This is a genomic window from Bradyrhizobium sp., from assembly GCF_050014615.1.
Taxonomy (GTDB): domain Bacteria; phylum Pseudomonadota; class Alphaproteobacteria; order Rhizobiales; family Xanthobacteraceae; genus Bradyrhizobium.
In genome coordinates this window covers 1-23623 of the sequence record NZ_JBEKCZ010000013.1, presented here as the reverse complement: position 1 = coordinate 23623, position 23623 = coordinate 1, and the positions used below count along the sequence as shown (strand labels likewise).

Below are 23623 nucleotides of genomic sequence, written 5' to 3'. Positions count from 1 at the left end.
TTGGCGGTGCCAAAACAATCGGTGGTCGCGTCTGGGACGGGGGTCAGTACAATGGCAGGACAATGGATTGATATCGCGGCCGCCGATGGCGGCTCGTTCAAGGGATATCTCGCCGTTCCGGCCTCGGGGTCCGGTCCCGGCATCCTGCTGTTGCAGGAGATTTTCGGCGTCAATGCCTCGATGCGCGAAACCGCCGATTATTATGCCGAAGAAGGTTACGTGGTGCTGGCGCCGGATCTGTTCTGGCGGATGGAGCCCGGCGTCGACCTCGGCTACACCGAAGCCGATTTCAACAAGGCGTTCGGCTATTTTCAGCGCTTCGACGCCAATCAGTCGATCAAGGACTCCGCCGATGCATTGAAGGTGCTGCGCGCGCGTCCGGAATGTGTCGGCAAGGTCGGCGCGCTGGGTTTCTGCCTGGGCGGCAAGCTTGCCTATCTGGTCGCGGCGCGTACCGATGTCGATTGCGCCGTCAGCTATTATGGAGTCGGCATCGAGGCCGATATCGGCGAGGCCGGACAGGTCAAGTGCCCGATGGTGTTTCATTTCGCCGAACTCGATAAATACGCGCCGGCGGAAGCGCGCGAGCAGGTCAAGGCCGCCTTCGCCAAGCGTGCCGACATCGAATTGTATCTGTATCCCGGCTGCGACCACGCTTTCGCGGCGCCCGAGCGCGTCAGCTTCAACAAGCCGGCGACGCTGATGGCGCATTCGCGCTCGATCGCGCTGTTCCGCAAGGTGCTGGGCCCGCATTACGATCTCTCCGCGCTGTGGGACCGTCATACCGAGCTGGAATTCGCGGTGCGTTCGGCGGAAGAGACCATGACGACGATGGTCGCCGAACCCTATGTCAACCACATTCCGACCATGACCGGCGGTGTCGGCTATCGCGATCTGCTGCGCTTCTACAAGAACCATTTCATTCCGAAGACGCCGCAGGACACCAAGCTGGTCCCGATCTCGCGCACCATCGGCGCCGACCGCATCGTCGACGAGATGCTGTTCTGCTTTACCCACGATATCGAGATCGACTGGATGCTGCCCGGCGTGCCGCCGACGGGGAAGTATGTGGAGGTTCCGCTGATCGCCATCGTCCGGTTCCGCGGCGACAAGCTCTACAACGAACACATCTACTGGGATCAGGCTTCGGTGCTGGTGCAGATCGGGCTTCTCGATCCGGCGCTGCTCCCCGTGGCTGGCATCGCGACGGCGAAGAAACTCGTCGACGAGACGCTGCCCTCGAACACGCTGATGGCGCGATGGGCCGAGAGCGCATCGCAGGCCGCTGAATAGGTCACCTTCAACCAACGGCGCCCGTCCCGGGCGCCGTTTCGCTCTGTGGAGTACATGGTCATGAATTCTTCCACGCTTTCTCGTCGTACCATCCTGCAACTGGCCGGCGCGGCCGCGTTGCCGCTCTCTTCCGGACTTCTTTCGGGGTCGGCGCATGCCGCCACTCCGGGCACGCTGACCATCGCCTACAATGTCAATTTGCCTTCGTTCGATCCGACCGTCGGATTGTCCGCGGTCAATCCGACGATCCAGTCGATCTATCAGTCGGTGTTCGATACCTATATCGGTCAGGCGCCTGACCTGTCGTTCAAGCCGGGCTTGCTGACGAAATGGGGCTGGAACGCCGACCGCACCAAGATCACGCTGGAGCTGCGCAAGGGCGCGACCTGGCACGACGGTTCGCCGGTCACCCCCGAAGACGTGGTCTGGTCGCTGACGCGCGCCGCCGATCCCAAGGGCGGCAATCCGATCCAGTTCGTCTGGTCCAAGATCGGCAACTACAAGATCGACGGCAATACCATCACCGGCGATGTGCTGGAATTCGAACCGACCTTGTTCAAGTGGATGGCCTTCCTCACCGGCTATGTGCTGCCGAAGGCCTACTACGAGAAGGTCGGCGCCGAAGGTTTCGAGAAGGCGCCGATCGGCTCCGGCCCGTACAAGGTCGATGCCTTCGAACGCAATGCGTTCCTGCGGCTCAAGGCGCATCCCGGCTATTGGGGTCCCAAGCCCGCATTTGAAACCGTGGTTTTCAAATTCGTCACCGATTCCACCAGCCGCGTCGCCGAAATCGAATCTGGCGGATCGGACGTGACGTTCGAGATTCCCTATGAGGAATTCGACCGCCTGAAATCGAAACCCGGCCTCGCCGGGCAGACCAAGCCGGTGTCGGACATCGCGATGATCTTCATCACCGACATCGACCCGATGCTCGACCGCAACGTTCGCCTCGCGGCCAATCACGCGATCGACAAGAAGGCGATCGTCGACCGGCTTCTGAAGGGTTACGGCGTTCCGATCTCGACCCTGGAAGCGCCCGGCTACGCCGCCTTCGATCCCTCGATCAAGGTGTCCTACGATCCCGATCTGGCGAAAAGCCTGCTCGCCAAGAGCGGCTTCTCGCCGGACAAGCCGGTCAAGTTCACCATCCAGACCACGCGCGGCTTCAAGCCGAAGGATTACGAGATGATCCAGGCGATCGTCGGGATGTGGCGCAAGGTCGGCATCGAGGCCACTATCGAGGTCTATGAGATCGCGAAGCATTTCGAACTGCGCGCGGGCCACAAGCTGGCGCCGGCCGCGTTCTACAATTGGGGCAATGCGATCGGCGATCCCTCGACCTCGACCGGGTTTGCGATGTTTGGCCCATCGCCGCATTGCGCCTGGAAAGGCAAGGATCTGGTCGAGCGGATCGGTCCCTTGTGGGGCGAAAAGGACGAAGCCAAGCGGATCGCCGGCTGGAAGGCTGTCGACAAATACATCGCCGACGAAGGCGAGGTGATCCCGCTGTTCCAGTATGTGCAGCCGATCATCCACAAGAAGGGACTGAAGGTCGTGGCCCAGGCCAACGGCATGATCCTTCCGCAACTGATCACGCCTGCTTAAGGCACAAGGCAGGGCGAGACGCCTATGAGATGGGGCGAGATCATCAGGCGACTCGTCCTCATCCCGCCCACGCTGTTTGGCGTGTGCGTCATCGTGTTCGTCCTGCTGCGCGTGGTTCCCGGCGATCCGATCGCCATGATGATTTCGCCGGGAGCCTCCGCTGCCGACATCGAGCGGCTGCGGGCGTTCTACGGACTTGATCAATCGATCCCGCAGCAATTCATCACCTGGTTCGGCCAGGCGCTATCCGGAAATTTCGGCCGCTCGATCAGCCTGCACCAGAATGTATTCGAACTGGTGCTGGCAAGGTTGCCGGCCACGCTCGAACTGTCGGCCCTGGCGACGCTGATCGCCGTCGCGCTGGGTACGATGGTGGCGCTGACCGGAGTCTATGTGCGCGGCCGTCGCGCCGAATGGGCTATCGATGGCGGCATCGGCGTCTTTCTCGCAATTCCCGACTTCCTGTGGGCGCTGATCCTGCTGCTGCTGTTCGGCGTGCTGATCCCGCTGTTGCCGATCACGGGCCGCATCGATCCGCAACTCGATGTCACCTTCCAAACCAATTTCTACCTGATCGAAAGCCTGCTGACCGGCCGGCTCGATGTAGCCGCAGCCCTGCTGCAGCACATGATTCTTCCCGCGGTGGCGCTGGCGCTGCCGTTCGCAGCGCTGGTGGCGCGCATCCTGAAAACGTCGCTGTCGGAAGCCGAAGATCAGGACTACGCGCAGATCGCCCGGGCCCGCGGCTTTTCGCGGCCGGCCATCCTGCTGCGCGAGGTGTTTCCCAATGCCCTGATTCCGACGGTCGCGCTCGGCGGCGTTCAGATCACATTGCTGCTCGGCGGTACCGTGCTGGTGGAGCGCATCTTCTCCTATGAGGGGATCGGCAACATGGCGATCGACGCGGTGATCAACCGTGATTTTCCATTGATCCAGGGGCTGATCCTGACCTTCGCGGTGCTCTTCATCGCCCTCAATCTCGCGATCGATGTGCTGGTGACGCTGCTGGATCCGAGGTTGCGTCATGGTTGATCTCGCCGTCAGCGGTCCGATTGAACGTCGCTCGCGGTGGCTGGCAGGGTTTATGCGCGGCGGGCAGCGGCTCTGGATCGGCAGCGCGCTGGTAGGTCTGTTTTTTCTGGTCGCGCTATTGGCGCCGCTGCTGGCGCCGCACGATCCGATCGAACAGGATTTGCTGTCGGCGCAATTGCCGCCGGCCTGGATGCAGGGCGGCGAGGCGACGTTCCCGCTCGGTACCGACAGCCTCGGCCGCTGCGTGCTGTCACGCCTGATGTATGCGGCGAGGACCGCGGTGGCGGTGGCGCTGATCGCGGCCTCGCTGGCGGCGATCATCGGGATCGCGTTCGGCCTCATCGCCGGCATGTTCGGTGGCTGGATCGACCAGTTCGTCTCGCGCCTGATCGATGTCTGGATGGCGTTTCCGCCGGTGCTGCTGTCGATCGTGCTGGCGGCGGTGATCGGCGCCGGGCTGACCTCCGTGATCGCCGCCATTGTCGTCGTCGACTGGACGCGGTTCGCGCGGGTGGTGCGCGCCGAGACCATGGTGCAGTTGCAGCGTGACTACGCCTCGGCCGCGCGTGCCCTCGGATTGAGCCGCGGCCAGATCCTGCGGCTTGAAATCCTGCCCAATCTGGTGCCCCTGATCGTTACGCTGTTCGCGGTCGAGATGGGTATTGCGATCCTTGTCGAGGTGATCCTGTCCTTTGTCGGCATCTCGGTTGCCGGCGACGTCGCGACCTGGGGCGGGATGATCGTCGAGGGACGGCAGATCGTCTATCAGGCGCCATGGATCATGGCGCTTCCGATCGGCTGCGTCATTCTCAGCGTGATCGGATTCAATCTTCTCGGTGACGGCCTGCGCGCCGCGCTCGACCCGGTGCAGCGCCGATGACCGCCGTCCTCGCCGTCCACGATCTGCATGTCGCGATCGGACCGCGCGGCAGCGCCGCCAATGTGCTGCGCGGCGCCAGCCTTGAAGTGCAAGCCGGCGAGGTCAGGGGACTGGTCGGCGAATCCGGCGCCGGCAAGTCGATGCTAGGTCGCGCCGTGCTGGGCTTGCTGCCTGCGAATGCCGTCATTGGTGGCGGCACCATTCAATTCGAGGGACGCGATCTCCTGGCGATGCCGGAGCCGGAGCGGCGAAGTCTGCTCGGCCGCCGCATCGCATTGATCCCGCAGGATCCGATGACATCGCTCAATCCGGTCAGGCGCGTCGGGGCGCAGATTTCGATCGTGCTGCGGCATCACCTCGCGCTGTCGAAGCGCGACGCGATGGAGCGCGCGACCGAACTTCTGACGGAGGTCGCGATTCGCGAACCGCGGCGCGTTCTGGAATTATATCCGCACGAAATCTCCGGCGGCATGCGGCAGCGCGTCTTGATCGCGATGGCGTTTGCCTGTGATCCCAGCCTGGTGATCGCGGACGAGCCGACCACCGCCTTGGATGTCACCGTGCAACGCCAGGTGCTGCAGCTGGTCGAACGGCTTCGACAACGTCACGGCGCCGCGATCCTGTTCGTGACCCACGACCTCGGCGTGGTCGCCAAGATCTGCCGGACCATGACCGTGCTGCATGCCGGGCGTGTGCTTGAAGAAGGCGAGACCGCCGATGTGCTGGCGAAGCCGCGTCATCCCTACACGCGCGCGCTGCTGGCGGCGACGCCGCGCGCCGACCGGCCGGCCGAAGCACTGCGCCCGGTGCCGCCGGCCCTGATCGAAAGCCTGTGGTCGGAAGCGCACCGGCTGGACCGCCTCGCCGTCGCGGGGCCGGCATGAGCGAGATCCTGCTGCGAACCGGTCATTTGAGCTTCGCCTATCCGGAGCGTTCGTCGTCGTTGTTCAGGCGGCCGGTGATGCGGGAGGTGGTGAAGCGGGTCGATCTCGCGGTACCGCGCGGCTCCGTGCTCGGCCTTGTCGGCGAGTCCGGTTCGGGCAAGACCACGCTGGGCCGGTTATTGGTGCGGCTGCTGCAGCCGACTTCCGGCGGCATCCAGTTCGACGGCATCGAAATCGGCCGCCTCAGCGAGGCCGAGCTGCGGCCGTTGCGCGCGCGGATCCAGATGATTTTCCAGGATCCGCAGTCGTCGCTCAATCCGCGATTGCGGCTGGGTGTGACATTGACGCGGCCGCTGCAGGTGTATGGACGTTTGAAGGGACGGCAGGACCAGCGCGATCGCGCGGCGGCCTTGCTCGATCTTGTCGGATTACCAAAAGGCTTTGTCGACCGCTATCCGCACGAATTGTCGGGAGGCCAGCGCCAGCGCGCCGGGATCGCCCGGGCTCTGGCGCTGGAGCCGGACTTCATCGTCGCCGACGAGATCGTGTCCGGCCTCGACGTGTCGACGCAGGCGCATATCCTGCTGCTGCTCAGGGAACTGCGCGCCAGGCTCGGTCTCACCATGGTGTTCATCAGCCACGATCTGTCGGTCGTCCGGGTGCTGTGCGACGATGTCGCGATCCTGCAGCATGGCGAGGTGGTCGAATACGGACCGGTCGCCCGGATTTTCAACTCGCCGCAGCATCCCTATACGCGCCAGTTGCTCTCAGCGATTCCCCTACCTGACGTCGAGCCGGGCTGGTTGAACGATACCAGCCCGATTGTACCCTCCCACCAGCAAGGATCAGCCGCATGACCAAGACCATCAAGGGTTCTGTCGTTCTCATTACTGGGGCCAGCGGCGCGATTGCGCAGGCGCTGATCGCCGGGCTCGCGGCACGAGGCGCCGCCAAGATCTACGCCGCGGCGCGGGATATTTCCGGACTGGTCGCGTCCGACCATCTGGTTCCGATCAAGATGGATGTCAGCAGCGACGACGACGTCAAGAAGGCGGCAGCGATGGCGGCCGACGTCACGCTATTGATCAACAATGCCGGCATCAATCACAATACCAGCTTCATGACCGCTCCGGATCTGACGATTGCGAGCCGGGAAATCGAGGCCAATTATATCGGGCCGCTTCGCGTAACGCGGGCCTTCGCACCCGCGCTGATCGCCAATCACGGCGCCGTGCTCAACATCCTGACGATACTGGCGCGCGTGAACCTGCCATTCATGGGATCCTATTGCGCCTCCAAGGCGGCGGCGCTCAGCCTGACGCAGGGATTGCGTGGTGAGCTGGCGCCGCAGGGAGTTCACGTCGCCGCGGCGCTGCCCGGCGCGGTCGATACGCGGATGACGGCCGGGCTGCCGATTCCGAAAATGACGACGGCCGATGCCGCAACCGAGATCCTCGATGGCTTCGAGGCCGGCGAGGAAGACATCTATGTCGGCGAAATGGCGCGCGGCATCGCTCAGGGTCTCGCGCACGATCCGAAGGCGGTTGAACGTCAATTGGCGTCGCCGGGCTAGGCCCACAATCGAGCGCAGCATTCGTAATCCATCCAACGCAAAACAATGAGGAAAATCATGAAGACATCGAGAGTTTTGGTTGCCGCACTTGCCACCCTCGTCATCGGCGCATCGCCGCAGCTGGCGTCGGCGGATTCGATTCCGGGCCTGCGTGGTCACGACCACACCGGCATCACCGTGCCGGACATCAAGGCCGCCACCGCCTTCTTCACCGATGTGATCGGGTGTTCGCACGCGATGTCGTTCGGGCCGTTCTCGGATGACAAGGGGACGTTCATGCAGGATGTCGTCAACGTCAATCCGCGCGCCGTCATCGACGAGATCAGCATGGTCCGCTGCGGCTATGGTTCCAACATCGAGCTGTTTCAGTACCAGTCGCCTGACCAGGCCAAGACGTTGCCGAAGAACAGCGACATTGGCGGGCACCATATTGCGCTCTATGTCGACGACATCGACAAGGCGGCAGAATACCTGAAGGCCAAGAATGTCAAGACGATGCAGGGACCGATCCCGATCAAGGAAGGGCCCGCGGCCGGGCAGTCGATCCTGTATTTCTTCACCCCGTGGGGCCTGCAGATGGAGCTGATCAGCTATCCCAAGGGCATGGCTTACGAGAAGGATGCCAAATCGGTGCTGTGGTCGACGACGGAACCCGCGAAATAGGCCGCGACACCAGCCGGCGGGCGGTGCCAAACCACGTGAAACCGTCCGCCGGCCCGGCTCGTAGATCAGATAGCGGCATCCCATCGCGCGCGGCGGAATAGCCAGTGGGTCGCGAGCCCACGCACTCGACGATAAATTTCCTGTGTTTTGCGGATTCTGTTGTGCGTTGCGATGTTAAACTTCGGGCGCGACGCGTTAATATGCCAGTACAATCATAGTCCACCAAACGACAGGCCGAACCTTCATGACCGCATCCGAACGCAACACTACAGAGCCGATCGATCCCGTCAAACTCGACCGTCTCGCCGAAGTCGCGATCAAGGTCGGGCTGCGGCTCGAGCCCGGACAGGATCTGCTGGTGACGGCGCCGACCGTGGCGCTGCCCTTGGTGCGCAGGATCGCCGAGCATGCCTATAAGGCCGGTGCCGGCCTCGTGACCCCCATCCTGTCCGATGAGGCGGTCACGCTGTCGCGCTATCGGTTCGGACGCGACGATGGTTTCGACCGCGCTGCCAGCTGGCTCTATGAGGGGATGTCGAAAGCCTTCGCTGGCAATACCGCGAGGCTCGCCATTGTCGCCGACAACCCGATGCTGCTGTCCGGCGAGGATCCGTCCAGGGTCGCGCGCGCCAGCAAGGCCAATTCCATTGCCTACAAGCCGGCGCTGGAGCGAATCGTCAACTTCGATATCAACTGGAACATCATCGCCTATCCGTCGGCGTCATGGGCCAGACTGGTCTTTCCCGACGACGAAGAGGATGTCGCTGTCGCAAAGCTGGCGGACGCGATCTTCGCGGCCTCGCGGGTGGATAATGATGATCCGATCACGGCCTGGCAGAAGCACAATGCCGTGCTGCGCAACCGGACCGAATGGCTGAACGGATTGCGATTCGACGCCCTGCATTATTCCGGACCCGGGACCGACCTGACGATCGGGCTTGCCCATGGCCACGAATGGCAAGGCGGTGGCTCCACGGCCAAAAACGGGATCACCTGCAACGCCAATATCCCGACCGAGGAGGTTTTCACCACGCCGCATGCCCGGCGGGTCAGCGGCCATGTCATCAGTTCGAAGCCGCTGTCCTATCAGGGTTCGCTGATCGATAACATCGCGGTGCGTTTCGAAGAGGGGCGCATCGTCGAGGCCAAGGCCACCCGTGGCGAGGAAGTCCTAAACAAGGTGCTTGATACCGATGAGGGCGCGCGCCGGCTCGGCGAAGTGGCACTGGTGCCGCATTCCTCGCCGATCTCGAAAAGCGGGCTGTTGTTCTTCAACACGCTGTTCGACGAAAACGCCGCTTGTCATATCGCGCTCGGCCAATGCTATTCCAAGTGCTTCGTCGACGGCACCAGTCTCTCGCCCGAGCAGATCGCCGCGCAGGGCGGCAACAAGAGCCTGATCCACATCGATTGGATGATCGGTTCGGACCAGCTCGACATCGACGGCCTTTACGCCGATGGCCGGCGGGTGCCGGTCTTCCGCAAGGGCGAGTGGGCCTGACAGATTTCTCGCACGTTCGCGAGGTTGAAGATCGATCAGGCGCGGACTTCTGCGGTCTTAAGTGACGAGCTGTTCGCCGATCAGAAGTCGAGCGGAGCGTTATCGACGACCTCCTTCATGACAAAGAACGTTCGCGTCTGCCGAACGCCGGGCAGCGCGATCAACTGTTCGCCGTGAATCCGGTTGAAATCCGCCATGTCTTCGACCCGGATCTTCAGGAAATAATCGAAGTCGCCGGCGACCAGGTGGCAATCGAGTATGAATTTTAATTTGGCGACGGCTTTTTCGAACGCCGCGAAACTCTCCGGCGTCGAGCGATCGAGAACAACGCCGACCATCACCAGTGCGCCCCTGTCGACCTTCTGTGGCACGATCATCGCGCGTACGCGGCTGATGTAGCCATCCTTGAACAGCGCCTGGGTCCGGCGGTGACACGTCGCGGGACTGACGTCGACCAGTTGCGCCAGTTCGGCGTTGGTGAGCCGCCCGTTGCCCTGAAGCAGGCGCAGCATTTTTAGATCGATCCGATCGATTTGCCGGGGCATGGAAGAATCTTCCATATTTTTACAATAATACCGAATATTACTACACAATTCGTACAAAAGCTATTCATGTGGCGCAACCTTGCGACCGACTTCGAGAGCACCTTCCTCACTGACAATGCTAGGTTTCCGTGCATCTGAGCGGCCGACGGAAGGGCACTTCGCATGCTGGAAAAATTCGAACGCTATCCACTCACCTTCGGGCCCACGCATATCGAGAAACTGGAGCGCCTTGGCGCGCATCTCGGCGGCAAGGTCGAACTCTACGCGAAACGCGAGGACTGCAATTCGGGACTGGCTTTTGGCGGCAATAAGCTGCGCAAGCTCGAATATATCATTCCCGACGCCATCGCATCCAATGCCGATACGCTGGTCTCGATCGGAGGCGTGCAGTCGAACCACACCCGCATGGTCGCCGCCGTCGCGGCGAAAATCGGGATGAAATGCCGGCTGGTTCAGGAAAGCTGGGTGCCGCATGAAGATGCTGTCTACGATCGCGTCGGCAACATCCTGCTGAGCCGGATCATGGGCGCTGATGTCGAAATGGTCGACGAAGGATTCGACATCGGCATCCGCGAGAGTTGGGAAGCGGCCATCGAGGACGTGAAGGCCAAGGGCGGCAAGCCCTACGCGATCCCGGCAGGCGCCTCGGTCCACAAATATGGCGGCCTCGGCTATGTCGGCTTCGCCGAGGAGGTGCGAGCGCAGGAAAAGGAGCTCGGTTTTGCCTTCGACTACATCGTCGTTTGCACTGTCACCGGCTCGACCCACGCCGGCATGCTGGTCGGTTTCGCCAGGGATGGCCGCGAACGCAAGGTGATCGGCATCGACGCATCTTTCACGCCGGCGCAGACCAAGGCGCAGGTGCTTGCGATCGCGAGGAACACCGCTGGTCTCGTCGATCTCGGCAGGGAGATTGTCGAAGAGGACGTCGTTCTGGTGGAGGATTATGCCTACCCGGCCTATGGCGTTCCTTCGCAGGAGACCAAGGAGGCCATCCGCCTGTGCGCGCGCCTCGAAGGCATGATTACCGACCCCGTCTACGAAGGTAAGTCCATGCAAGGCATGATCGACCTCGTGAAGAAGGGCCATTTCCCGGAAGGGTCGAAGGTTCTCTACGCGCATCTTGGCGGCGCACCCGCCATCAACGGCTACGCCTATACGTTCCGCAACGGTTGAGCGGCGCGGGCGATCCCGACTGGTAAAGCCGCAACTTGATTGGCTTTTCGCCGATCCGTTGACGCATTTTGAAGCGATCGCCGTAAGGAATGCTTAAAAGATTATTATTAGCTTGGCGTCGAGCTTCGCCAAGCTACATGCTTCTGGTTCTTAAGCCTTTTTTGAATATTCGTTGAGGTCCCTGATGTCCCGCGCGCTGATTGAAACCACCAATCTCGTCGTGAACCTGACACCGAGACCGATCGATCCGTCCTGGATCATCGAAGGCAATCCGGAAGCGCAATGCTGCGTGCTGTCAAAAAGCGCGGATGGGCTGGCGTCGACCATGGTCTGGCAGTGCAGCGAAGGCAAGTTCGACTGGTATTATGATTTCGACGAGACGATCCTGATTCTTGAGGGCTCGATCGTCCTTGAAAACGATACGATGAACCCAACCCGCTACAGCGCGGGCGATGTCATCTTCTTCAAGGACGGCGCGCATGCCAGATGGCATGTCGAGGGTCACGTCCGCAAACTTGCGTTCTGTCGTACCACCCAGCCGATGTTGCTCGGCTTCGCGCTGCGGGTGTTCAAAAAGCTCAAGCGGATCATGCTGCCGTCCGAGAAGCGCCAGACCGCGAGCCTGGTGGGGTCCGGCTAGACACCAGGCTTCAGCCGGTAAAAATCCGTCGCTGTCTTCGAAAACAATGCGGCCTTCTCGGTCTCGCTGCAGGGCGCGGCGATACGTTTGAAGGCGTTGAAGATCACCTGATAGCTGCACTGGCCTTTATCCGGCGGAAAGTTGCTTTCGAACATGCCGCGCCCAGGGCCAAAGGCTTCGATGCAGGTCTCGATATAAGGGCGCCACGCCGCAGCGAGCTCCTCCGACGAGGGCGGCATCGGGCGTTCGTGAAAATCATGGCCGAGCACGCGCATGGCCAGCCCGCCGAGCTTCACGACCACATTGGGGCAATCAGCTATTTCCCGGATCGACGCCTTCCATGCCGGAAAGATCTCCTCGCGCCGGTTCGCATAACGGCCGATGCCGACCGGACCGCCGCAATGATCGAGCACGATTTGGGTGTCGGGAAAGGCATGGGCAAGATCGGTCAGCTCGCCGATCTGCGGGTGAAACAGCCAGGCATCGAAGCTGAGGCCGAGCGGTGCGAGGCAGGCAAACCCCCTGCGGAATGCGGAATCGAGCAGCAGGCCCTTCGGTCGCGTCGCATACATGCCGGCGACATCGGCATCCGCGTCCCATGCGGAAGAATGCCGGATACCACGCAGACGGCCCTGGCCGGCGACAATTTCCGCTTCGAGCACGGCGCGGGCGCCTTCACCCAGCAACAGATTGGCGTGGCCGACGATGCCGGCGCAGACCGCAGCGGGACCGTATCCGCCGCTCGCGCTCATCGCCGCCACGCCATTGGCAAATTCAATCTCTCCCACGGGGCGGAACGCTTCGGGTCCGCCGGCGCGATACATCGAGCGGGCCTCGACATAGACGGTCGCGACCACGTTATGGCCGGAGGCGATGTCCGCGGTGATTTCCTCGATCAGGTAACGTTGCCCGCCGCGATCCCACAGATGATGATGGGGATCGACGATCGGACGGCTGGGATCGATGATTTCCTCCTGGTGCAAAGCAAGCCAGTCCGGGCGCGGATCGGCGTAGAGGCCGCTCTTTGGGGTGGCGGCACTGCTGGCAACCATGGATCGTCCTTCCCTGTTCTTGCTTTGCGTGGAGACCGAGTTTGGAAGGGGCTTCAAATTCCCTGCAGAATGATCACCGTCGGCGTGCCCGGCAGCGTATCCCGCGAAATCATCAGGGTGCGCTCGGTCCGCTCGTCGATCGCGAATTGCTGGCCGATCCGGCGCATGAATTCGTCGAGCGGGGTCATGAAGCGATGCATCGGCAGCACCACGGAGGCGCGCAGCCGCCGCGTGATATCCGAGATGCCGTCGAGCGACATCGTATAGGTGCCGTCGATCGGCACCATCACGATGTCGAGCCGGCCGATGGCGGCGAAGTGGCTCTCGTCGAGCTGGTGATGCAAGTGCCCGAGATGACCGATGCACAGGCCGGCGACCTCGAAAATGAAGATCGAGTTGCCGTCCTTGATCATCTCGCCGTTGGAATCGTCGCCGAAATATCTGCGGATGTCGGTGGTCACATTGCGGATCAACACATCGCCGATGCGCTCCGAGATTTGCGCAGGCGTTCCGTCATCGTTCCAGCCGTGCAGCACATGTTGAATGCGCTGATCCGGAAACAGCGTGTAGTGCGTGCTGTGTGCGCGGTTCATGGTCACCACATCGGGCAGCCGGCCCACCTTGTAGTAGCCGTTGTAGTCCGTCGCGATCCGCACGCCGCCGGGCGTATCGATATAATAGGTCGAATGCCCGGCATAGGTGATGGCGACCTCGTCCGCCCTGGCGGCGGCCAGCCGAAGACTGACTGGCGTGGCGCGGGGCTGTGCCTGCGACATCGCCAGGCATTCGCTGGAACGGGGAACATCCTGGGCGGCCGCCGGTGCGGCCAGCGGGCCGAGCAAGGCGAAGACAACCGTCAGGAATCGCAACATGGCAGGCCTGCTTCCCAAGATGCCGAGAACGGCACTGTACTGCCGAATTGGGTGTCCGTCATGGCGGCGATGATGCATAGCCGCGTTGAGCGGGCGTGAAATGACTGACGCCCGGCGCTATAATGGCCATGGATCGCTTTCGTGATCTTCGTCTCGCTGTCCGGCGCCATGCAAGGCAGGTGATAAATCCCGGAGAATTGATGCCTGAACCGATCGACCGCCAGCGTCGCCTCATTCTCGGAACCGCCATATCGGGAGTTGCTGCCATGGAGTTCACACCGACGCGAACGGCCTTTGCCGAGGCCGGGCAATCCGTCATGCCCGCGCGTGCCCCCTCGTCGCGCCGGCTGGAACCACTTCGTCACATCGATGCCGGCGTTCTCAATATCGCCTATTACGAGGAAGGGCCGGCGGACGGCCCGGTGGTGATGCTCCTGCACGGCTTCCCGTTCGACATTCATTCCTATGTCGATGTCGTCCCCCGGCTGGCGGCCGGGGGGTGCCGTACCATCGTTCCCTATTTGCGCGGCTATGGTCCGACCCGCTTTCTCGACAAGGCGACGCCGCGCTCGGGCGAGCAGGCCGCGATGGGCGCGGACCTGATCGCGCTGATGGATGCGCTTTCGATTAAACGCGCGGTGTTCGCCGGCTATGACTGGGGCGGCCGCGCCACCTGCGTGGCAGCGGCGTTGTGGCCGGATCGCTGTATCGGTCTGGTGTCGGTCAATAGCTATCTTATTCAGAATATCGCCAAGGCGATGGTCCCGGTGAAGCCGGAGCATGAAGTCCCGCTCTGGTACCAATATTATTTTCAACTGGAGCGCGGGCGGGCCGGTCTTGCTGCCAACCGGCACGAGATCGCGAAAATATTATGGAAGCAGTGGTCGCCGAACTGGCATTTCGACGATGCGACCTTCGAGCGGACGGCGGTGGCGCACGATAATCCGGACTATGTCGATGTCGTGATCCACAGCTATCGCCATCGCTTCGGCCTGGCCGACGGCGATCCGCAATATGCCGATCTGCAACGCCGGCTGGCGGCGCTGCCTGCCATTGCCGTGCCCGCCATCACGCTGGACGGTGACGCGGACGGCGTTGTCCCCGCGACCGACGGTACCGCAAGTGCCTCGAAGTTCACCAGCCGCCGCACCCACCACGTCATCCCGCATGCGGGCCATAATCTTCCCCAGGAAGAGCCGGAGGCGTTCGCGGCGGCGGTGCTGGAGTTGATTAAGGCGTAGGGCGGAATAGCGAAGCGTAACGCGTAGAATGGAATCGCGAAGGTGTATTCAGCCAATGGAGCGTCAGGAAACCATCGATATGCTGTTCACCCCCGCCGCGGGCTGATGGTCCAGGTCGCGGCGACAATGGCTGCGGTCAGCAGGCCACTGACGAGCGCGGCGAGAGGAATTGCCAGCGCCAGTGCCGCGGTCGCGGCCCATCCGATTGACGAAAAGGCTTCCGCGAATGTCGCCAGCCGTGACGACGTCTGGCGGCGGCGAAACTGGCTGCGCCGGGCCTGCACGCGAAACCAGAGTTGAATCGCGGTCGCCGTCGCCGCCGCGGTGATGATTCCGACGGCGGTGATTGCCGCCTGCATTGGCGAGGCAAACATCAGCGCGATCACCAGCGGCGCGAACAGGACGGCGATCGCGATCAATACCACCTCGATCTTGGCGCGAATCACGCGCGAGGATGGCAGCGGCGCGGTTGCCACCAGATCGGCGGCGTCTTCGCCGGAGATGGTCAGCCACGCGAGGCCGCCGGCGAGTTGGCCCGCGGCCATCACGATAACGGGCGTGATCAGCACGATGGCGGCTGAACTGTCGGCAAAGCTTCGCCACAGCATCAGCGCCGGCGGCACCAGATAGAGCAACTGCATCAGGCTCTGCGATACCAGCCAGGGATCGCGCCGCAGCAGCACGAATTCCTTTCGTCGCAGCGCCTGCTGCCGCGAGCCGGCACGGAAGGCTTTTGTGCGCGAGCCTTGATGGGCCGGAATTGCGTTCGCCGAAGCGCTGATGGCGGTATCCGCAAACCGGGCCGAGAAGATCGCCATCACGACGCCGAGCAGCACGAGGCCGCCGGCCAGCAAAAGCAGCAACGCCTCGCTATCGCCAAGCGCGGCGCGCGCCGGCCACCAGACGATGCTACCTGCATCAGGCGCAAAAGCCGCGGCCTTGTCCGATGTCAGAATCGTGAACCGCGACAGCGTGCCATAAGACAGGATGGCGGCGATCTGCAGCGCGATCACGAAACCGGCGCCGATGATGGCGGCCAGAATTTGCGCGACCAGCCGGGTCCGGCTCGGGCCGATCGACCGAAACAGCAGGATGGTCACCGCGATCGCGACCGCCGCGGCGCTCAGGCCGATGGCGATGACGACGCCATAGATCGCGAACCATCTGATGCCACCGCCGATCACGAGAACGTCGACGAACGGTGTCGACAACAACAGCGCCATCGCGGTGACCGACAATGCGATCGCGGCGATGCGCACCGAAAACACGTTGGCCAGCGTGACCGGCGACGACATGATCAGGTCGAGATCGGCGCGGGCGTAGAACACCCGCGTCACGGATTCGATCGCCTGCGACAACATCAGGGCCCACGCCAGGAAGATGGTCGCGGTGATGACGATGAGGCTGGATTTGTCGAGCGGCGCCTGAAGACCGGCAAAGCGGCCGATCACCGCATAGGCCGGCAGATGCAGGAACGCGGCAAGGACAATCAAGCCAATGATGGCGATGCGATCTCGGCCGCGCCGGCCAGCCGTCATCATCGCGAGCCATTCGCGCCATGCCAGTCGGATTTCATGCCGGGCAAACCAGGTCAGCGCTGACGTCGTCATGCCGCGGCGGCCTCGGTGTCGACCAGCGCGATAAACATGTCTTCGAGGCTGGTGTCGTTTTTGCCGTTCTGCTGGCGCAGTTCGGCGAGCGTGCCTTCGGCGACAAGCCGTCCCGAGGCGATGACACCAATACGGTCGGCCATGCGTTCGGCCACTTCCAGAATATGCGTGGTCATGATCACGGTGCAGCCGCCGCGCACCCGTTCTCCAAGCAATCCCTTGACGTGACGTGCGGACACCGCGTCGAGGCCGGTGAGAGGTTCGTCCAGGATAATCAGCCGGGGGTCATGTACCAGAGCGCCCGCGAGCGCGACTTTCTGGCGCATGCCTTTGGAAAACCCCTCGCAGCGTTCATGCAGATGCGGTTCCAGACCGAGTGACGCCAGCAGATCGCGCGCCGATGGCTCGGAGACCGTGGGGTCGATGCCCCAGAGGCCGGCGACGAATTCGAGATATTCCAGCGGGGTCAGCTTGTCGTAGATCATCGGCTCGTCCGACACCCACGCTGTAATCTGCTTGGCGGCGACGGGATCGTTGAGCGCATCGATGCCGAGCACCGAGACCGTACCGGCGTCGGGTCGCAACAGGCCGGCCACCATGCGCAAGGTCGTGGTCTTGCCGGCGCCGTTTGGCCCGAGCAGGGCATAGAATTCACCGGTGCGGATGGTGAGATCGAGCGCGTCGACCGCAAGGCGGTCAAAACGTTTTGTTAACCCTCGCACCTGCAGGGCGGATTGATCTGAATTCATGACGTCGGGACAATCCAGGTTTACAGCCGCCGCGAACCATGGACCCAAGTTATTTCGGCGTGGTGAATCGAGGACTGCAAATCCCGCCAATGCGCACAAATTGTCAGGCAATGTCAGAGCTGGCCGCACCGATGCGCAGGGCTGCTGATCACTTCTGGAGTATCTGCTGCCACACGTCGCCAAGAATCATCGGCTCGCGGGGCGGCAGATAGGTGAGGCCGGCCGCCTGACCGAGCTGAGCGATGGTTCCGGCAGCCTGCAAGTCGGTCAGCGCCTGGTTGACCGCGACCAGGAGGCCCGGGTCGCTGGCGAGGCCGACATAACCGCGATTGGCGCCGATCGGATAAAAGTATCCGGAGCCCGCGAGCTTGGTGTCCGGATGGGTGGCGCGGTAGGCGTCGAGCCGGCGCAGGTCGAGCAGCGTTGCGTCGAGATCGCCGCGATCGAGCGTGCCGAGCAGATCGTCCCGGCCGGGAACCAGATGCGTGATGTCGTCGATCAGCCGCCCGTTGTCGAACCTCATCAGAATCGCGTCGGCCAGGGTTCCGCTTTCGATCCCGATGCGAAGTCCGGCGAGGTCGCCGACACCGGTGATGCGGCGGTCGCGCGCTTTGGGACCAAGCGCGATCGTCAAGGGCGAATAGATATAGGCCTGGCTCGGCACGAGCACGCCGAGCGGCACGCGGCGCCTGCGATCATCGCGCGTGGCGCCCTCGAAATCGGGCGGCTTCGCGGTCTTGACGCCCGGAACAACCAGCGAATCCTTCGTCAGCGCGTAACCGCCGACGAGCGAGCAGCGGCCGTCCGAGAGCAGGGCATTGGCTTCGAGGGCCGGACTCGAATCCTCGTCGAGCTTGCTTTCGAACCATTGAATCTTGAGCGGTCGACCGAGCCGTCCCGCGATAGCCTGGGCCAGCGCGACGTCGAATCCGCTGTCAGGCTTGCCCCGATGATGCACCGAGAGCGGGGGCAGCTCCTCGTCGAGGCAGATTTTCAGAACTTCGTCGGCGCGGGCTGCCGTCATCGCGGCCATCGCCACCAGCAGGGCGGCCGCGCCAGATGCCGCTTGCCAGGGCCTTATTTGCCGAGGCCTTATCTGCCAGCGCCTCCTCGTCTGCCAGATACTCATCGATCTCTCCGGCTCGATATATAGGCCCACAGACCGGCGATCTGATCGTCGCTGAGGACGTCGCCCCAGGGCGGCATCTTGCCGTTCTTGCCCAGTTTCACCGTGGTGAAGAAGCGCTCTTTGTCGTCGGGAAACTTGCGCAGGTCGGGCGTGATGGTGCCGGCATTGACCATGTTGGGTCCGTGGCAATGCGAGCAATTCTGCGCGTAGGTTTTTGGGCCCAGGGCGACGGGTGCCTGATCGTCGCCGCTGGTTGGTTGCTGTGCGGCGGCCGGTATCGTCATGTCAGCGATAGCGGCCGTCACGACGGCGGCGTAAAACGCCGCCGTCCACAAGTGTACTCTCTGCGTCACGTGCGATCCGCGATCAGTTCTTTACCGCAAACACCCACAGTGAGCCGCCGGCCGGCACTTTGGCGAGCCGCTCATCGCCGGAGAAGATCGAGTAGACGCCGCCATAGCCGCTGGTGACAGCGACATACTGGACACCGTCCTGCTGCCAGGTCACCGGCTGTCCCTCGATGCCCGAGCCGGTCTGGAAGCTCCACAGCTTCTTGCCGTCGTTGGCGTCGAAGGCTTCAAACTCGCCGGTCAACTGGCCGGAGAACACGACGCCACCGGCCGTCGACAGCACGCCCGAGAAGCGCGGGATGTCGCTCGGCACTTCCCACTTGGTCTTTCCGCTCAAGGGATCGATCGCCTTGAGGTGGCCACGCGGTCCGTCACCCCAATCCCACACGTCGGTGAGATCCATGCCGACATACCATTCGCCGGCCTTGTAGGTTGCCGGCTCGCTCTTGTAGTGGCCGCCGAAGGCAAGCGTATTGGCATAGGCAAGCCCGGTCTGCGGATTGAACGACATCGGCTCCCAGTTCTTGCCGCCGAGGATCGACGGATAGACGGTGACCTTCTTGCCGTCGCGGGCGTCCTTGACGACGTCCGTCTCGATCGGGCGGCCGGTCTTCATGTCGATGCCGGAAGCCCAGTTGACCTTCACGTAAGGATTGGCCGCGAGCAGTTTCCCGTCGGTCCGGTCGAGGACATAGAAGAAGCCGTTGCGGTTGGCATCCATCAGCACCTTGGTCGGCTTGCCGCCGACATTGAGGTCGGCGAGCACCATCTCGGCGACCGAGTCATAGTCGAACGGATTGTTCGGCGAGAACTGATAGTGCCACTTGATCTTGCCGGTTTTCGGTTCGAGCGCGAGCACGGAACAGGTGTAGAGATTGTCGCCGGGGCGCACCGCCGAGTTGAACGGCCCGGGGTTGCCAATACCCCAATAGACCGTATTCAGTTCGGCATCATACGAGCCGGTGATCCATGTCGATCCGCCACCCAGCTTCCAGGTGTCGCCCTTCCAGGTGTCGCCACCGGGCTCATCCGGACTGGGTATCGTATTGGTCCGCCACAGATGCTTGCCGGTCGCCGGATCCCATCCGTCGATGAAACCGCGGGTGCCGAACTCGGCCCCGGAGATGCCGGTCAAGACGATCCCGTCGGCGACGAGTGGCGCCACCGTCATCGAATAGCCCTCTTTGATGTCGGCCGCCTTCTGACGCCAGAGCTCCTTGCCTGTCACGGCATCGAGCGCGATCACATTGGCGTCGAGCGTGGTCCGGAACAGCTTGCCGTCATAGATCGCGGCACCGCGATTGATGATGCCGCAGCACACGATCCGGGGTGTTTCAGCGGGATACTCGACCTTGGTTTTCCAAATCTGTTTGCCGGTCTTGACGTCGACCGCCATCGTTGCGGCGTGGGTGGTGACATAAATGACGCCCTTGTAGACGAGAGGCTGCGATTCCTCGCTCCGATCATCGGCAAGGCTGTAGTTCCAAACCGGTACCAGGTTTTTGGCGGTGTCCTTGTTGATCTGGGTGAGCGGACTGAACCGCTGCAGGTTATAGCCCATGCCATAATTGAGCACGTTCGATGTGTCGGTCGCACCCTTGACTAGTTGATCGGTCGTCTGAGCATTCGCCCCGAACGGAGCGAGCATAGCAAGGCCTGCGGCAAGCGCGATGCGTATCATGCGGGTCCCTCCCAATGTATGCGCGTCCATTTTTTCTGACGCTGCGTGGCACCGACAATCTTCCCGAAAACCGAAAGCGTCAATACGTAAACAAAAGGGGGCGTGCGTGTGTCCCGACGCCATCGTCAAACGACACGAAAACAAAAGCTGTGCTGTTTTTCCGCCAAGCGAAATACAACGCCCGTCTGACGCGGTGCAACATCAGGGAAGACGATTTGGTGCTCGGATTGCGAAGCCGCGAACGGATCGCTGGTATGCCAGAGCAGTTCAAGCCCGGGAACGTGCCGCATGCCGGCGCAGTCGGGCCCCGCGCTTCCCGCCTCTACGGGCCGCTGGTCGCGACCCCGACTTCTACCGGCTGCAGCGCCGGCGAATTACAGCGCCAGCCGTCATCTGTTTTCTGGAACGCGAACGATTTTTCGATCCTGACGCGGTGCGCCACCGAGAAACTGTCCCGGCTTCCGGGCATCGGCTTCGGCTTGCCCGCTCTGATATCCCAGCAGGTGCCCGTGCAGCTCGAAGCGATCGGACTGCAGACCGCAAATGGCGAGAGCACGACCATTTCGACCGCGGCGGTCACGGTGGCGTTCTGCTCGGTCACCTCACGGCTGATCTGAAAGACGCGGCTCACGGTCAGGAAATCTTCGCAGGCATTGGCCGAATGGATTTGCGCGACACACAAGTCGACGGCGTCGGCATCCGGCGAGGGCGAAAGCGGATGTCGTCCAAAAACCCGCTTGGGGTCTCCCTTGGCGGCAACGACCTCGGCTGATTTGCGGGTGAAATAATCCGCCAGACAGCCCTCGGATGACGACAGCTCCTGCAGCGGGACGTTATCCTTGTCGGCCAGATCGCACTTCCGATCGCGTTCCCTGCTCCATCGATCGAATTCGGCGAACGCGTCTCGCGCTTCGTTCTCCCTCAACCTGGCGATCAGTCCCAAAACATGTTCATTGAGTTCGGTCTTTGCGATGGCCAAGGCGGGATCGGCGCATATCAGCGTTCCAGCGGTGGTATTGGTGGCAAGGCAATCGAAGTTCGGATCGGTCAAGATTGCGATTCTCTCCTCGGTTTCCTTCAACAGGCAATCCCTGACCGGTCTGATATCCCGGCTGGAAACGTTTTGCCGCCCGAAGATGCCGCAGCTTGAATTGCGATCTCTGACCCATTCGGCATTTTCCGCAATCGCGATGCGGCGGTTCGGAATCCTGTTAAGCCGTTCCTGGATCGCGCTGCTCAGTCTGGCGGCTATGCCGTTGAGCTCGGGGTCGCCACAAAACAACTGATCCGCGGGGACTTTCACTTCTTCGCAATGATTCTTGCCAAACAGTGGCAGGATATCGCCGATCGATCGGTCGGAATCCGCCGGGTTTTCCGCCCGCGCGGGGTGTGCCAGCCCAAGCAGGATGGCAACGACAGCCAGCACAATTGCCCGCATCCCAATCTCCGCTCAAGAAAAAAACAGAATATCGTCCGTCATGCTAGCTTCTCAAACGTCGCGGCGAAATGAAATTATTGCCGCGCTTTCAGGTTACCGCGGCTTGCCGGCCGATATTTGATGCCGGCCGCAGGTGTGATACCATGGCGATATTGCAGCGATCGAACCCCGGGTGTCCGTTATGGCGGACTATCCGTCATTAGCGGACTAGATGTGTACCAATGAAGAGAATTTCCGGAACCGCCGTATTTGACCGCAGATGGCCGGTCAGGCCGGCCTTGCCCCTCGGCCTGGTCATGATTTTCGTCCTTGGGTCCGGCGCCGGCTTTGCCGAAAAACTTGTCGATCCGAACGCTGTCGCGCCTGAATACCGTGCCGTCGCCGAACAGCGCCGCGCCGAGCAAATCAAGCTGTTCGAATGCTCGAGGAAGGCCGATGCGGCCAAGGTCTTGCGCAGGGATCGGGCGGCATTCGTCAGCGAATGCCTGGACAAGTGATCGCAGGCCTGGATTGCCGCGATCGTGCCTTGATAATAGCTTGGTACAGAGCCGATGCGCTTTAGGGGCTGCCCCTGCGGCCGCCGGGCCGGAGGGCTAGTTGGACGGTGAGATCAGGCCGGGCTGGGTGGTATCGTTCTGCACCATCGCCGGGGTTCTATCGACATACTTCATGACGTCGTTTTGATCGATGACAAACAACGGCCGGATGTTCCTGACGTCGGTGTCCTCGACCATCGCCATGCGGCGATTGTCCAGCGTGAGCCAGCGGTCGTCCAGCCGCGCCACGGCGACGGCGTGGTCCTCGCCATGGATGGTGTCTCGCATCACGACGATCCGCAGATCGTCGGGGGATACCCCGGCCAGGCGCAGCGCGACGAATTTCGCGATCGCATAGTCCTCGCAGTCCCCGGCGCCGGTGGCGAAGGTGACGAGCGGCGAACTCCACACGTCGACCTGGCCATATTGAGCCAGATCGCTCATCGGCCTGATCGCCAGATTGATCGCGCGGTTGATCTCGCCGAGGCGGGCGCGTCCGTCGCGGGCTCTTGCATTGTCCACGATGGCAAGGAGTTGCAGGGCAGCCGGCGATACGCAGCGCTCACGGTCGCCGTCGCAAAGCGCCAGTTGTACCCTTTCGTCGTCGAGCTTGCGCTCGACGCCCAGCCATTTTTCTCGCAGATCTCCCGCCGACACTTTGGAAACGAACAGCCCGAACGGCTCGGCGGACTTCCGGATCAGATCCATGGCGCCGGGCGAAGTCAGTGTGCCGGCGGAGAGATCGGCCGCCGGACCGAACCAGATCATGCCCCATACCAGTGCGACGACACGCCACGCGCGCGAATGACCGAAAATTCCCATCTGACGCCCCTTTGTCCGGACTTTCGGCGCGGCATGAGCCTGCTCGTGACCGGATCGTTTCGCGGGCGATGATGCGCGGGCGGGCTTTTATTCTGCTTAAAGTCGGCCAGGGTCGGCGGGAAACTGCCAAACAGGCTGAAATCCGCCTCGCGGATTTGCCGACAATTTTATCGATATTGCGTTCCAACGGACGAAATCGCTGCCAAGCTCGTGGCAGGGTTGTATCGGACAGCAATTTCCGCCGGATATGGCTAATTCGTCTAGAATTGTATTTTTTGTCATCTAGATCACAGTCTTAGCTCGGAAATTGGCGCAGTATCCTGCCAGGACGAGTGGGATGAAGATAAACCA

23 protein-coding genes are annotated in these 23623 nt (G+C 62.2%); 13 read left to right on the top strand and 10 right to left on the bottom strand.

Going from position 1 to position 23623, the window contains the following annotated elements:
* Positions 1-51 precede the first annotated feature (51 nt).
* The 9 genes from ABR948_RS03820 (at position 52) to ABR948_RS03780 (ending at position 9431) form a co-directional block, all read left to right on the top strand.
* Entirely contained in the window at positions 52-1293 is a 1242-nt protein-coding gene (locus ABR948_RS03820; protein ID WP_428114105.1) for a dienelactone hydrolase family protein, read from the top strand.
* Between the two features lie 60 nt (positions 1294-1353).
* Positions 1354-2898 (top strand): ABC transporter substrate-binding protein, encoded by a 1545-nt coding sequence (locus ABR948_RS03815; protein ID WP_428114104.1) that lies wholly within the window; start codon positions 1354-1356, stop codon positions 2896-2898.
* Positions 2899-2922: 24 nt separating this feature from the next.
* A complete protein-coding gene (locus ABR948_RS03810) occupies positions 2923-3930 on the top strand; it encodes an ABC transporter permease (RefSeq protein ID WP_428114103.1) in 1008 nt (335 codons plus the stop codon).
* Positions 3923-4810 (top strand): ABC transporter permease, encoded by an 888-nt coding sequence (locus ABR948_RS03805; RefSeq protein ID WP_428114102.1) that lies wholly within the window; start codon positions 3923-3925, stop codon positions 4808-4810. Before ABR948_RS03810 ends, ABR948_RS03805 begins: the two co-directional genes overlap by 8 nt.
* Entirely contained in the window at positions 4807-5694 is an 888-nt protein-coding gene (locus ABR948_RS03800; RefSeq protein ID WP_428114101.1) for an ABC transporter ATP-binding protein, read from the top strand. Before ABR948_RS03805 ends, ABR948_RS03800 begins: the two co-directional genes overlap by 4 nt.
* Positions 5691-6551, top strand: a complete 861-nt coding sequence (locus ABR948_RS03795) for an ATP-binding cassette domain-containing protein (RefSeq protein ID WP_428114100.1) — start codon at positions 5691-5693, stop codon at positions 6549-6551. Before ABR948_RS03800 ends, ABR948_RS03795 begins: the two co-directional genes overlap by 4 nt.
* Positions 6548-7267, top strand: coding sequence for an SDR family oxidoreductase (locus ABR948_RS03790; RefSeq protein WP_423867402.1), 720 nt, complete (start codon positions 6548-6550; stop codon positions 7265-7267). The genes ABR948_RS03795 and ABR948_RS03790 overlap by 4 nt, the downstream gene beginning before the upstream one ends.
* Before the next feature lie 57 nt (positions 7268-7324).
* Positions 7325-7930, top strand: coding sequence for a VOC family protein (locus ABR948_RS03785; protein ID WP_428114099.1), 606 nt, complete (start codon positions 7325-7327; stop codon positions 7928-7930).
* 244 nt (positions 7931-8174) lie between these two features.
* Positions 8175-9431, top strand: coding sequence for an aminopeptidase (locus tag ABR948_RS03780; RefSeq protein ID WP_428114098.1), 1257 nt, complete (start codon positions 8175-8177; stop codon positions 9429-9431).
* Positions 9432-9511: 80 nt separating this feature from the next.
* On the opposite strand, the gene ABR948_RS03775 is transcribed toward ABR948_RS03780, so the two are convergent.
* Positions 9512-9976: an Lrp/AsnC family transcriptional regulator gene (locus ABR948_RS03775; protein WP_428114097.1), complete on the bottom strand. Its 465-nt coding sequence runs from the start codon at positions 9974-9976 to the stop codon at positions 9512-9514.
* Between the two features lie 162 nt (positions 9977-10138).
* On the opposite strand from ABR948_RS03775, the gene ABR948_RS03770 reads away from it, so the two are divergent.
* Both ABR948_RS03770 and ABR948_RS03765 read left to right on the top strand, forming a co-directional pair.
* Positions 10139-11152: a 1-aminocyclopropane-1-carboxylate deaminase gene (locus ABR948_RS03770; protein ID WP_428114096.1), complete on the top strand. Its 1014-nt coding sequence runs from the start codon at positions 10139-10141 to the stop codon at positions 11150-11152.
* Between the two features lie 184 nt (positions 11153-11336).
* Entirely contained in the window at positions 11337-11792 is a 456-nt protein-coding gene (locus ABR948_RS03765; RefSeq protein WP_428114095.1) for a cupin domain-containing protein, read from the top strand.
* Here ABR948_RS03765 and ABR948_RS03760 read toward each other — a convergent pair.
* Complete coding sequence (locus ABR948_RS03760; protein ID WP_428114094.1) at positions 11789-12844, bottom strand: amidohydrolase family protein; 1056 nt, start codon at positions 12842-12844, stop codon at positions 11789-11791. The genes ABR948_RS03765 and ABR948_RS03760 overlap by 4 nt on opposite strands.
* 53 nt (positions 12845-12897) lie before the next feature.
* Positions 12898-13716, bottom strand: a complete 819-nt coding sequence (locus ABR948_RS03755) for an MBL fold metallo-hydrolase (RefSeq protein WP_428114093.1) — start codon at positions 13714-13716, stop codon at positions 12898-12900.
* A gap of 200 nt (positions 13717-13916) precedes the next feature.
* Between ABR948_RS03755 and ABR948_RS03750 the strand changes: the two genes are divergently transcribed.
* Positions 13917-14957 carry an alpha/beta fold hydrolase gene (locus tag ABR948_RS03750; RefSeq protein WP_428114092.1) on the top strand — a complete coding sequence of 347 codons (1041 nt, stop codon included), beginning with the start codon at positions 13917-13919 and terminating at the stop codon, positions 14955-14957.
* Positions 14958-15043: 86 nt separating this feature from the next.
* Here ABR948_RS03750 and ABR948_RS03745 read toward each other — a convergent pair whose 3' ends face one another.
* The 6 genes from ABR948_RS03745 to ABR948_RS03720 all read right to left on the bottom strand — a co-directional run bounded on the left by ABR948_RS03745 (position 15044) and on the right by ABR948_RS03720 (position 21914).
* Positions 15044-16567, bottom strand: coding sequence for a permease (locus tag ABR948_RS03745; protein WP_428114091.1), 1524 nt, complete (start codon positions 16565-16567; stop codon positions 15044-15046).
* Positions 16564-17316 (bottom strand): ABC transporter ATP-binding protein, encoded by a 753-nt coding sequence (locus tag ABR948_RS03740; RefSeq protein WP_428114090.1) that lies wholly within the window; start codon positions 17314-17316, stop codon positions 16564-16566. The genes ABR948_RS03745 and ABR948_RS03740 overlap by 4 nt, the downstream gene beginning before the upstream one ends.
* Positions 17317-17464: 148 nt before the next feature.
* On the bottom strand, positions 17465-18349 hold the full coding sequence (locus ABR948_RS03735; RefSeq protein ID WP_428114128.1) for a substrate-binding periplasmic protein: 885 nt from the start codon (positions 18347-18349) through the stop codon (positions 17465-17467).
* A 92-nt stretch (positions 18350-18441) separates the two neighbouring features.
* Positions 18442-18729 carry a c-type cytochrome gene (locus ABR948_RS03730; RefSeq protein ID WP_428114127.1) on the bottom strand — a complete coding sequence of 96 codons (288 nt, stop codon included), beginning with the start codon at positions 18727-18729 and terminating at the stop codon, positions 18442-18444.
* Positions 18730-18811: 82 nt separating this feature from the next.
* Positions 18812-20476 carry a methanol/ethanol family PQQ-dependent dehydrogenase gene (locus tag ABR948_RS03725; protein ID WP_428114089.1) on the bottom strand — a complete coding sequence of 555 codons (1665 nt, stop codon included), beginning with the start codon at positions 20474-20476 and terminating at the stop codon, positions 18812-18814.
* 322 nt (positions 20477-20798) lie between these two features.
* Positions 20799-21914, bottom strand: coding sequence for a lysozyme inhibitor LprI family protein (locus tag ABR948_RS03720; protein ID WP_428114088.1), 1116 nt, complete (start codon positions 21912-21914; stop codon positions 20799-20801).
* Positions 21915-22135: 221 nt separating this feature from the next.
* Between ABR948_RS03720 and ABR948_RS03715 the strand changes: the two genes are divergently transcribed.
* Positions 22136-22411 (top strand): hypothetical protein, encoded by a 276-nt coding sequence (locus tag ABR948_RS03715; RefSeq protein WP_428114087.1) that lies wholly within the window; start codon positions 22136-22138, stop codon positions 22409-22411.
* 96 nt (positions 22412-22507) lie between these two features.
* On the opposite strand, the gene ABR948_RS03710 is transcribed toward ABR948_RS03715, so the two are convergent.
* Complete coding sequence (locus tag ABR948_RS03710; protein ID WP_428114086.1) at positions 22508-23272, bottom strand: transglutaminase-like cysteine peptidase; 765 nt, start codon at positions 23270-23272, stop codon at positions 22508-22510.
* Positions 23273-23623 lie beyond the last annotated feature (351 nt).